The organism is Achromobacter sp. UMC71 (assembly GCF_014170305.1).
In the GTDB taxonomy this organism is placed as follows: Bacteria; Pseudomonadota; Gammaproteobacteria; order Burkholderiales; family Burkholderiaceae_B; genus Achromobacter.
Map to the genome: position 1 here is coordinate 89,038 of NZ_LZZT01000015.1, position 11,149 is coordinate 100,186.

Below are 11,149 nucleotides of genomic sequence, written 5' to 3' on the forward strand. Positions count from 1 at the left end.
ACCGGGCGGCCTGCGCCGCCCGCCTGGCGTCAGGCTTCGGCCAGCGCGATGCGCAGCATGCGGCGCAGCGGCTCGGCGGCGCCCCACAGCAGCTGATCGCCGACGGTGAAGGCGCTGAGGTACTGCGGGCCCATCGACATCTTGCGCAGGCGGCCCACCGGGATATCCAGCGTGCCGGTCACGGCCACCGGCGTCAGGTCACGGATGGTGGCTTCCTTGGTGTTGGGGATGACCTTGGCCCATTGCGTGCCTTGCGCGATCAGGGATTCGATCTCGTCCAGCGGCAGGTCGCGCTTGAGCTTGATGGTCAGCGCCTGGCTGTGGCAGCGCATCGCGCCGATGCGCACACACAGGCCGTCGATGGGCGTGGGGGCCGAACCGAAGGCTGCGCCGCGGCCCAGGATCTTGTTGGTCTCGACCTCGCCCTTCCATTCTTCCTTGGTCATGCCGTTGCCCAGATCCTTGTCGATCCAGGGAATCAGGCTGCCACCCAGCGGTACGCCGAAATGGTCGCGCGGCAGCGCGTCGTCCTTCTGCTTGGCCAACACGCCACGGTCGATTTCCAGGATGGCCGACGCGGGGTCGTCCAGCAGCGGCTTGACGGCGTGGTTGAGCTCGCCGAACTGGGTCAGCAGCTCGCGCATGTGCTGCGCGCCGCCGCCGGAAGCGGCCTGGTAGGTCATGGTGGTCATCCACTCGACCAGGTCGTTGTTGAACAGGCCGGCCAGGCCCATCAGCATGCAGCTGACCGTGCAGTTGCCGCCGATGAAGTTGCGCACGCCGCGCTTGAGCGCCGCGTCGATCACGGGACGGTTGACCGGGTCCAGCACGATGATGGCGTCGTCGGCCATGCGCAGCGTGCTGGCCGCGTCGATCCAGATACCGTTCCAGCCGGCGCCGCGCAGCTTCGGATAGACCTCGGACGTGTAGTCGCCGCCTTGGGCCGTCACGATGATCGGCAGTTTTTTCAGAGCATCAATGTTGTAGGCATCTTGCAGCGGGCCTGCGCCGGTCGCCCAAGTGGGGGCCGCGCCGCCAGCGTTGCTGGTGGAGAAAAACACCGGTTCGATCAGTGCGAAGTCGTTCTCGTCGCGCATGCGTTGCATGAGCACCGAGCCGACCATACCGCGCCAGCCGACAAGGCCTACTGCTTGATTCATTTCAATCGCTCTTTAAAGGTGGGGACAAGGTCTGGTGAATGAAAAACGTGCAAGAACCCAACAATTTATCAGAATGCACGCGCATATGTTGCGGCGCAGCTTGAAAAAACGGGGCCACAAGCAACGCCACGCCGCTTTCGCGGCGCGGCGGCAACAACCTATATGAAAAAGGGCCGCCCCTTGCAGGCGGCCCCAGGCGCCGGGACCGCACCGCCAGGCGCGCCCGGGCGGGTATCGATCAGGCCAGGGCCTTGAGGACGGCGTCGCCCATGCCCGAGGTGCTGACCTTGGTGGTGCCGGGCTCGAAGATGTCGGCGGTGCGCAGGCCTTCGGCCAGCACGCGGCGCACGGCGGCTTCGATGCGGTCGGCTTGCGGCGCCAGGTTCAGCGAGTAGCGCAGCAGCATGGCGGCCGACAGGATGGTCGCCAAGGGATTGGCGATGCCCTGGCCAGCGATGTCGGGCGCCGAACCGTGGCTGGGCTCGTACAGGCCCTGGCCGCCGGCGTTCAGCGAAGCCGACGGCAGCATGCCGATCGAACCGGTCAGCATGGCGGCTTCGTCCGAGAGGATGTCGCCGAACAGGTTGCCGGTCACGATGACGTCGAATTGGCGCGGGTTGCGCACCAGCTGCATGGCGGCGTTGTCGACGTACATGTGCGACAGCTCGACGTCCGGATACTCGCGCGCCACTTCAATGACGATGTCGCGCCAGAATTGCGAGGTCTCGAGCACGTTGGCCTTGTCGACGCTGCACAGCTTCTTGTTGCGCTTGCGGGCCGACTCGAAGCCGATGCGCGCGATGCGGCGCACTTCGGATTCGGCGTAGCGCATCGTGTCGTAGCCTTCGCGTTCGCCGGTGAACACGCCGTCGGGCGACGAGCGCACGCCGCGCGGGGTGCCGAAATAGATGTCGCCGGTCAGTTCACGGATGATCAGGATGTCCAGGCCGGACACGATCTCGGGCTTGAGCGACGAGGCGCTGGCCAGTTCCGGGTACAGGATGGCCGGACGCAGGTTGGCGAACAGGCCCAGCGCCTTGCGCAGGCCCAGGATGGCCTGCTCGGGACGGAACTCGCGCGGCAGGCTGTCGTACTTCCAGTCGCCCACGGCGCCAAACAGCACGGCGTGGGATTCCTTGGCCAGATTCAGCGTGGCGGGCGGCAGCGGATGCTCGAAGGCATCGAACGCGGCGCCGCCCACGGCGGCCTGCTTGATGTCGAAGGGCACGTCCAGCGCCTTCAGGACACGTACGGCCTGTTCGACGATTTCGGGGCCGATGCCGTCGCCCGGCAAGACTGCGATGTTGTGGGTCATGGAATTAAACGGTCCTGTGGTCAGTATGGGAATGCGGTCAGGCGATGGGCCGGCTTTCCAGCCAGGGATGGCGGGCCAGGCGTTCGGCCTCGAAGGCGCGGATCTTGTCGGCGTGGCGCAGGGTCAGGCCGATATCGTCAAAGCCGTTGAACAGGCAATACTTGCGGAAGGGCTCGATGTCGAAACCCATTGCGCGCCCGTCGGCGGCCACGACCACCTGGCGGTCCAGGTCGATGCGCAGCTTGTAGCTGGGGAACGCCTTGACTTCGTCGAACAGACGGGCCACTTCCAATTCGGACAGCACGATCGGCAAGAGGCCGTTCTTGAAGCTGTTGTTGAAGAAGATATCGGCATACGACGGCGCGATGATGGCGCGGAAACCGTATTGCGTCAGGGCCCAGGGCGCGTGCTCGCGGCTGGAGCCGCAGCCGAAGTTCTTGCGCGCCAACAGCACCGAGGCGCCTTGGTAGCGCGGCTGGTTCAGCACGAAATCCGGGTTGAGCGGACGCTTGCTGTTGTCCATGCCCGGTTCGCCGTGGTCCAGGTAGCGCAGTTCGTCGAACAGGTTCGGGCCAAAGCCGGTGCGCTTGATGGACTTGAGGAACTGCTTGGGGATGATGAGGTCCGTGTCGACGTTTTCGCGGTCGAGCGGAGCCACCAGGCCTTCGTGAGTGGTAAATGCTTGCATGATGTCTACTCTGTGCGGGGCGCTTAGCGGAAAGTGCGGACGTCGACGAAATGACCGGCCACGGCGGCGGCGGCAGCCATCGCGGGGCTGACCAGGTGGGTACGCCCGCCCTGGCCCTGGCGGCCTTCGAAGTTGCGGTTCGAGGTCGAGGCGCAACGTTCGCCCGGCTCGAGGCGGTCGGCGTTCATCGCCAGGCACATCGAGCAGCCCGGTTCGCGCCATTCAAAGCCTGCTTCGATGAAGATCTTGTCCAGGCCTTCGCGTTCGGCCTGTTGCTTGACCAGCCCGGAACCCGGCACCACCATCGCCTGGCGCACATTGGACGCGACGTGCTTGCCACGCGCCACGACGGCGGCGGCGCGCAGGTCTTCGATGCGCGAATTGGTGCAGGAGCCAATGAACACGCGGTCCACGCGGATGTCGGTCAGCGGGGTGTTGGGCTTCAGGCCCATGTATTCCAGCGCGCGCTCCATGCCGCTGCGGCGCACATCGTCTTTTTCGCGATCGGGATCCGGCACGCGGGAATCCACCGGCAGGACCATCTCGGGCGAGGTACCCCAGGTGACTTGCGGCTTGATGTCACGGGCATTGACTTCGACCACGGTATCGAACTTGGCGCCGTCGTCGGTATGCAGCGTGCGCCAGTAGGCCACGGCGTGGTCCCACAGCACGCCGGACGGCGCGAACGGACGGCCGCGGAAGTATTCGACGGTCTTGTCGTCCACGGCGACCATGCCGGAACGGGCGCCGGCTTCGATGGCCATGTTGCAGACGGTCATGCGGCCCTCGACGGACAGCGAACGGATCGTGCTGCCGGCGAACTCGATGGCGTGGCCGGTGCCGCCGGCGGTGCCGATGATGCCGATGATGTGCAGGACCACGTCCTTGGCCGTACAGCCGAAGGGCAATTCGCCTTCGACCTTGATCAGCATGCTCTTGGCTTTCTTCATGAGCAGCGTCTGAGTGGCCAGCACGTGCTCGACTTCGGACGTGCCGATGCCGAAGGCCAAGGCGCCCAACGCGCCGTGCGTGCTGGTGTGCGAATCACCACAGACCACCGTCATGCCGGGCAAGGTCGCGCCCTGCTCGGGCCCGATCACGTGGACGATGCCCTGACGCAGATCGTTCATGCGGAATTCGGTGATGCCGTGTTTGTCACAGTTGGCGTCAAGGGTGTCGACCTGCAGGCGCGAGACCGGATCATCGATGCCCTGCGCGCGGTTCAACGTGGGCACGTTGTGATCGGCGACCGCCAGGTTGGCGCCGGTGCGCCAGGGCTTGCGATCGGCGATGGCCAGGCCCTCGAACGCCTGCGGGCTGGTGACTTCATGCAGCAGGTGGCGGTCGATATAGAGCAGACAGGTGCCGTCTGATTCCTGGTGAACGATGTGGGCGTTCCAGAGTTTGTCGTAAAGGGTTTGGGCCATGGATGCGCTCTGCAAATAGACAATCCGGCTCGTGCCTCGCGCGGTTCAAGCAAATCGCTCCCGCGCCGGCCGCTGCGGCATGGAGGAATTATGCACAGCCTCTGAACCTAGTACAACCGCACCACACATACTAGTACTACTAATACCACGGTGTCTCTGCCAAGACAGGGAATGACGCCGCCATCTGGCCTGTAAAAGCGGTGTCGGCAAATAATCACAAATTGCCGAATTTTAAAAACAATTTAGATACAAAATACGCAACCGGATATAATCAAGTTTCAATGTGGCAAAGCAGAAACAGACATAATGCGCAATAAATCGCATTAATAGTTTTTGATTAATCCGTCCATATTGAATTTCGCCTAAATCACGTAATTTTTCGTCATTTTCCGTGATTTTATTCGAAATAAATCCGACGGGCCGGCAGGTTGCGTCAAGACTTAACAAATCTTGAATCGCTATTTTTGACATCTGCAAACAATATGCCGGCTACTAATCCCAAACTCGACTCGCGAATAATTCCTATGGCTTCGTTTTTGCTCAAAACCACGGTTTCGGCCCTGGCCTTGGCGTTCGTCCCTGCCGCTTTTGCCCAGCCTGCCACGGCGGATTCTCCTGCCCCTGCCACCGCGCCGGGCGTCACCACCCTGAACCAGATTGTCGAGCAGACCCTGCTCAGCAACCCTGAAATCCAGGCCAAGTACCACGACTTCCAGGCCTCGCTGGAAGGCCAGGCGGTCGCTCGCGGCGCTTTCTTCCCGCAGGTCAATGCGCTGGGGTATGTCGGCCGCGAATACCGCAACAACGTGCCGGGCGTGGGATCGCAGAGCTGGAACCGCCCGGGCTACAACTTCGAGCTGCGCCAGCTGATTTTTGACGGCTTTCGCACCAGCAACGACGTCAAGCAGGCCGGCTTCGACAAGCTGGCCCGCTTCTATGACGTGCTGGCCACCAGCGACAGCACCGCCTATGCCGCCGTGCAGGCCTATATCGACCTGCAGCGTTACCGCGACATGGAACTGCTGGCGCGCCAGAACTATGCGCTGCACGAAGAAACCCTCAAGCAGATCGGCCAGCGCGCCGAATCGGGCGTCGGCCGGCGCGTCGACCTGGAACAGGCCGGCGGCCGCCTGTCGTTGGCCCAGACCAACCTGATGACCGAAACCGCCAACTTGCTGGACGTGCAGCAGCGCTTCCAGCGCGTGACCGGCGCGTTCCCGCCCGAAGCGATGCAGCCGGTGCCCGACGTGTCGGACAAGCTGCCGGTCAAGCCCGGCAACTTCAACGAATCGCTGCGCCGCAACCCCAGCTTCCTGTCCAAGCAGGCCGCCCTGCAGGGCGCCGAGGCTGGCGTGGCGTCGTCCAAGGGTGCGTTCTCGCCCAAGTTCGAGTTTGTGGCCGCCACGGGCCGCGACCAGAACGACCCGACGCCCCAGAACCGCGACATCCGCAGCTCCAGCGTTCAGCTGGTGATGAACTACAACCTGTACCGCGGCGGCGCCGACTCGGCGCGGGTCCGCCAGACGGCCGCCCAGTCGTATGCCGCCCGCGACGTGCGCGACTACACCTGCCGCAACGTGCAGCAGGACCTGGCCGTGGCCTGGAACAACATCGCCAGCCTGCAGGAAAAGCTGCCCTTCCTGCGTGACCACGAACTGGCCACGTCCAAGGTGCGCGACGCCTACCGCCAGCAATTCCAGATCGGCCAGCGCACCCTGCTGGACCTGCTCAACACCGAAAACGAGCTGTTCGAATCGCGCCGCGCGCTGACCAACGCCCTGTATGACCTGAAGCTGGCGCAGTACCGCTGGCTGGCGCTGTCGCATACGCTGCTGCCAGCGCTGACGCTGCAACCGGCACGCAACGAAATGCCCGAGGAAAACGGCAAGCTGGTGGTGTCAGACGAGGTCATCAAGCTGTGCAATTCCACGGTGCCCGATGCCGCCCGGCTGACGCCGGTACGCGTGCAATACAACGAGGGCACGCTGCCGCCCACGCTGGTTCCGCTGACCCCGTCCGCCAACCAGCCCCGCTCCTGATCAGGCAGCGGAATTCAGGCGCACGGAGGCCGCATGGCGAACCAGAACAACGATTTTTCGCAGTTGGATGCGGACTTTGTCCGCGTGTTGGAAGACTTGATCGATGCGTTGATCGCCAACGGCACCTTGCGCCTGACCGATTTGCCGGTACAGGCCCAGCAAAAGCTCACCCAGCGCAAGCAACAGCGTGCGCGCCTTTCGGAACATCTGGACCTGCTGGATGACGAAGATGGCCAAGTTATCTGACATGGAACAAGCGTCCCGGCAATGGCGCGCCGACGCGCGCGCCACGCACGATGACCCGCTGCTGGACTGCCTGGTGGAAATCACGCGCCTGCATGGCGTGGCCTGCACCGCGCAGGCCCTGTCCGCCGGCCTGCCGCTGGAAGCCCACAAGCTGACCCCTGCCCTGCTGCCGCGCGCGGCCGCGCGGGCGCAGTTGTCGGCGCGCGTGGTCAAGCGCACGCTGGACAGCGTGCCGTCCGACCTGCTGCCGGCGATCCTGCTGCTCAACGGCGAGCGGGCCTGCCTGCTGCTCAAGAAAGACGGCGACAAATATGTGATCAGCCACCCCGAACTGGGCGGCAGCGCGGTCGACATGAGCGCGGCTGACCTGGCCGAACAATACACCGGCCTGGTGTGCTTCGTGCGGCCGCAGTTCCGCTTCGACGCACGGGCCCCGGAAGTGGCCAAGGTGCGCGAGCGCCACTGGTTCTGGGCCGCGATCATGGAAAACCGGCGGCTGTACCGCGACGCGCTCATCGCCGCCCTGCTGATCAACGTCTTCGCCATGGCGATGCCGCTGTTCACCATGAACGTGTACGACCGCGTGGTGCCCAACAACGCGGTGGAGACCCTGTGGGTGCTGGCCATCGGCATCACGCTGGTGGTGATCTTCAACATGATCCTGAGCACGGCGCGGTCCCATGTAGTGGACAGCGCCAGCAAGCGGGTCGATGTGCGCCTGTCGGCGCAGATCATGGAACGCGTGCTGGACCTGCGGCTGGAAGGCCGTCCGGTCTCGGTGGGCTCGTTCGCCGCCAACCTGCGCTCGTTCGAGTCGATCCGCGATTTCATCGCGTCGGCCACGATCACCACCCTGGTGGACCTGCCGTTCATCCTGCTGTTCCTGGCCGCGCTGGCCTGGATTTCGCCGTGGATGGTGCTGCCGCCAGTGGTGGCCATCGTGCTGATCCTGCTGGTGTCGCTGGCGGCGCAAGCGCGGATGGAGGCGCTGACGATGGCGACGTTCCAGGCGTCGTCGCAGCGCAACGCCACGCTGGTCGAGGCCCTGACCGGGCTGGAAGCGGTCAAGACCCTGAACGCCCAGGGCGCCATTCAGCGCAACTGGGAGCGCGCCACCGAGTTCATCGCCCAGAACGGCGGCAAGCTCAAGCTGATTTCGTCGACCACGGTGGGCTTCGTGCAGGCGATTCAGCAGCTCGTGTCGATCTGCGTGGTGATCATCGGCGTGTACCTGGTGCAGGACGCCGCCCTGTCGATGGGCGGCATCATCGCCGCCTCCATGATCGCCGGGCGCTGCCTGGCGCCGTTGGGCCAGGTGGCCGGCCTGCTGATGCAATACCAGAACGCGCGCACCTCGCTGGGGTCGATCGACAGCTATATGAAGCTGCCGATCGAACGCCCGCCCGAGGCCGAATTCCTGCACCGGCCGGTATTCCACGGCGCGCTGGAGTTCCGCGACGTCACGTTCACCTACCCGGGCAGCACGCAGCCGGTGCTGAAAAAGGTGTCGTTCAAGCTCAAGCCGGGCGAGAAAGTGGGCATCATCGGTCGTATCGGCTCGGGCAAGACCACGCTGGAAAAGCTGGCCCTGGCGCTGTATCAGCCAACCGAAGGCGCCGTGCTGCTGGACGGCGTGGATGTGCGCCAGATCGACCCGGCCGACGTGCGCCGGGCGATCGGCCACGTGCCGCAGGACCCGCTGCTGTTCTACGGCAGCCTGAAACACAACCTGGCCATGGGCGCTCCCTACGCCGACGACGCCAGCATCCTGGCCGCCGCCAACCTGGCGGGCGTAACCGAGTTCGCCAACCTGCACCCCAATGGTTTCGACATGGTCATCGGCGAGCGTGGCGAGTCGCTGTCCGGCGGCCAGCGCCAATCGGTCGCGGTGGCGCGGGCCCTGATCAACGATCCGCCCATCCTGCTGCTGGATGAGCCCAGCAGCAACATGGACCACCAGAGCGAGGCCCAGTTGCGCCGGCGCCTGGGCGAAGCCAGCGTCAGCAAGACCATCCTGCTGGTGACCCACCGCACGGCCCTGCTGGACCTGGTCGACCGGCTGATCGTCATCGACAACGGGCACATCGTGGCCGATGGCCCCAAGGAACAGGTCGTCGAAGCATTGCGCCAGGGGCGCGTCGGGCGCGGAAGCTGAGGCAAGCATGCAGAAAACTCCAGGTGAAAAGCAGCCGGGCCTGTTCGGCGCGCTGTGGCGCAAGCTGCGCAATGTGTTCGTGTACTTCTTCGACCGGCTGCTGGACGGCGCCGCAAAGGGCAAGCCCGAGCAACGTTCGGACTACGTCGGCAACGCCGAATGGGTGATCCACGAATCCCAGGCCCGCGGCGCGCGCATCCTGCTGTGGATGAGCCTGCTGGCGCTGGCCGCCCTGCTGGTCTGGGCCGCCTTCGGCAAGATCGACGAAGTGGTGCGCGGGGAAGGCAAGGTGGTGCCGTCGCGGCAGGTGCAGATCATCCAGAGCCTGGATGGCGGCATCGTCGAGGAAATCCTGACCAAGTCCGGCCAAGAGGTCGAGGCCGGCCAGATCCTGCTGAAGATCGACAACACGCGGTTTGCCTCGTCGTTGGGCGAAAACAACGCCGAATATCTGTCCCTGCTGGCCAAGTCCGCCCGCCTGAAGGCCCTGGCCACCGGCGAACCGTTCGTGGCGCCGGAAGAAGTGCTGAAGCAGGCCCCAGGCCTGGTCGAAGCGGAGCGCAATGCGTGGCAGGCTCGCACCACCGAACTGAACGCCACCATCAACGTGGCGCGCGAGCAGCTCAAGCAGCGCCAGGAAGACCTGCGCGAAACGATCGCCAAGCGCGACCAGGCCTCGGCCAGCTGCGGCCTGACCTCGCGCGAACTGCAAGTGACCCGCCCCTTGCTCAAGAGCGGCGCGGTCTCCGAGGTGGACCTGTTGCGCCTGCAACGCGACGTGGCCCGCTATTGCGGCGAGCAGAAAGGCGCGGAAGCCCAGATCGACCGTTTCCAGGCATCGATCAAGGAAGCGCAGAGCAAGCTGGAAGAGTCCGAGTTGAACATCCGCAACGTGGCCCGCAACGAGTTGTCGGAAACCAACACCAAGCTGGCCACGTTGCGCGAAGGCAAGCTGGCGCTGGCCGACCGCGTGAAGCTGGCCGAAGTCCGGGCGCCGGTGCGCGGCACCGTCAAGACGCTGTTCAACAACACCGTCGGCGGCGTGGTCCAGCCGGGCAAGGACATCATCGAAATCGTGCCCAAGGACGACACACTGCTGCTGGAGGTGCGCATCCTGCCGCGCGACATCGGCTTCCTGCATCCGGACCAGAAGGCCGAAGTGAAGTTCACCGCCTACGACTTCGCCATCTATGGCGGGCTGGAAGGCAAGGTGGAACAGATCGGCGCGGACACCGTCACCGACGAAAAAGGCAATTCGTACTACGTGGTGCGCGTGCGCACCGACCGCAGCGCGGTGGGCGACAAGAACCTGCCCATCATCCCCGGGATGGTGGCCGAGGTGCATATCCTGACCGGCAAGCGGACTGTGCTGCAGTATCTGCTCAAGCCGATATTGCGCGCCAAGGCCAATGCCTTTACCGAACGTTGAGGAGTGCTGGAAGGCGATATGAAATCCGTTCCTGTCTTGTTGGTAACGCACGACGACCTGCTGTGGCAGCACTGGCGCGCCCTGGATCCGGCGCGCTGGCTGGCGGCCCGCGGCCGTGGCCTGGCGGATCTGCAACGCTGGCGCGAACAGGGCCGCACCCTGGCCATACTGGATACCGGCCTGCCCCGCCTGCCGTCCTGGCAGGACCCGTCCTGGCAACCCCTTTTGTCCGGCCTGCAGGTCGTGGTGGCCAGCCCCAGCCCCAATGACGAGCAAGGCGCGCAGGCCCTGGGCGCGGGCGCCCAGGGCTACTGCCATGGTTATGCCCCCGCGACGGCGCTGGCGCAGACGCTGGAAGTCGTGACGTCCGGCGGCATCTGGATGGGGCGGTCGCTGGTAACGCGCCTGCTCAAGCTGGTCACCGAGCGGACCCAGGATGCCGCGGCCTGGGACAATGGCGCCCTGACCGAACGCGAAACCACCGTGGCGCGCCATGCCGCCAGCGGCCAGTCCAATGCCCAGATCGCCGGCCTGCTGGGCATCACCGAACGCACGGTCAAGGCCCATCTGTCAGCAGTTTTCGACAAGCTGGGCGTCACCGACCGCCTGCAGCTGGCGCTGCGGGTGCATGGCATTTCGGCGCCGGCGGACGCGGGCGGCAAAATCCCCTCCTGAACCTGTCCTTGAGGA

At 64.8% G+C, this 11,149-nt stretch carries 9 protein-coding genes; 5 read left to right on the forward strand and 4 right to left on the reverse strand.

The genetic code is table 11. The annotated features are described in order from the left end of the window. Nucleotides 1–29: 29 nt before the first annotated feature. The 4 genes from asd to leuC all read right to left on the reverse strand — a co-directional run bounded on the left by asd (nt 30) and on the right by leuC (nt 4,590). On the reverse strand, nt 30–1,160 hold the full coding sequence (gene asd / locus A9974_RS06715; RefSeq protein WP_025135315.1) for an aspartate-semialdehyde dehydrogenase: 1,131 nt from the start codon (nt 1,158–1,160) through the stop codon (nt 30–32). A 238-nt stretch (nt 1,161–1,398) separates the two neighbouring features. Then, a complete protein-coding gene (leuB, locus tag A9974_RS06720; protein ID WP_183003359.1) occupies nt 1,399–2,475 on the reverse strand; it encodes a 3-isopropylmalate dehydrogenase in 1,077 nt (358 codons plus the stop codon). Nucleotides 2,476–2,512: 37 nt separating this feature from the next. Further along, the gene (gene leuD / locus A9974_RS06725; protein WP_183003360.1) at nt 2,513–3,163 is read right to left on the reverse strand and encodes a 3-isopropylmalate dehydratase small subunit; all 651 of its coding nucleotides are present in this window, start codon (nt 3,161–3,163) and stop codon (nt 2,513–2,515) included. 23 nt (nt 3,164–3,186) lie between these two features. Further along, nucleotides 3,187–4,590 carry a 3-isopropylmalate dehydratase large subunit gene (gene leuC, locus A9974_RS06730; RefSeq protein WP_183003361.1) on the reverse strand — a complete coding sequence of 468 codons (1,404 nt, stop codon included), beginning with the start codon at nt 4,588–4,590 and terminating at the stop codon, nt 3,187–3,189. 524 nt (nt 4,591–5,114) lie between these two features. Here leuC and A9974_RS06735 point away from each other — a divergent pair. The 5 genes from A9974_RS06735 to A9974_RS06755 are packed head-to-tail and all read left to right on the forward strand — an operon-like array spanning nt 5,115 to nt 11,134. Next, nucleotides 5,115–6,629 carry a TolC family outer membrane protein gene (locus tag A9974_RS06735; RefSeq protein WP_183003362.1) on the forward strand — a complete coding sequence of 505 codons (1,515 nt, stop codon included), beginning with the start codon at nt 5,115–5,117 and terminating at the stop codon, nt 6,627–6,629. Between the two features lie 33 nt (nt 6,630–6,662). Then, nucleotides 6,663–6,875: a hypothetical protein gene (locus A9974_RS06740; RefSeq protein WP_183003363.1), complete on the forward strand. Its 213-nt coding sequence runs from the start codon at nt 6,663–6,665 to the stop codon at nt 6,873–6,875. After that, nucleotides 6,859–9,030, forward strand: coding sequence for a type I secretion system permease/ATPase (locus A9974_RS06745; RefSeq protein ID WP_183003364.1), 2,172 nt, complete (start codon nt 6,859–6,861; stop codon nt 9,028–9,030). The genes A9974_RS06740 and A9974_RS06745 overlap by 17 nt, the downstream gene beginning before the upstream one ends. A gap of 7 nt (nt 9,031–9,037) precedes the next feature. Next, nucleotides 9,038–10,459 carry an HlyD family type I secretion periplasmic adaptor subunit gene (locus A9974_RS06750; RefSeq protein WP_183003365.1) on the forward strand — a complete coding sequence of 474 codons (1,422 nt, stop codon included), beginning with the start codon at nt 9,038–9,040 and terminating at the stop codon, nt 10,457–10,459. Nucleotides 10,460–10,477: 18 nt separating this feature from the next. Then, complete coding sequence (locus A9974_RS06755) at nt 10,478–11,134, forward strand: response regulator transcription factor (protein ID WP_183003366.1); 657 nt, start codon at nt 10,478–10,480, stop codon at nt 11,132–11,134. Nucleotides 11,135–11,149: the final 15 nt, after the last annotated feature.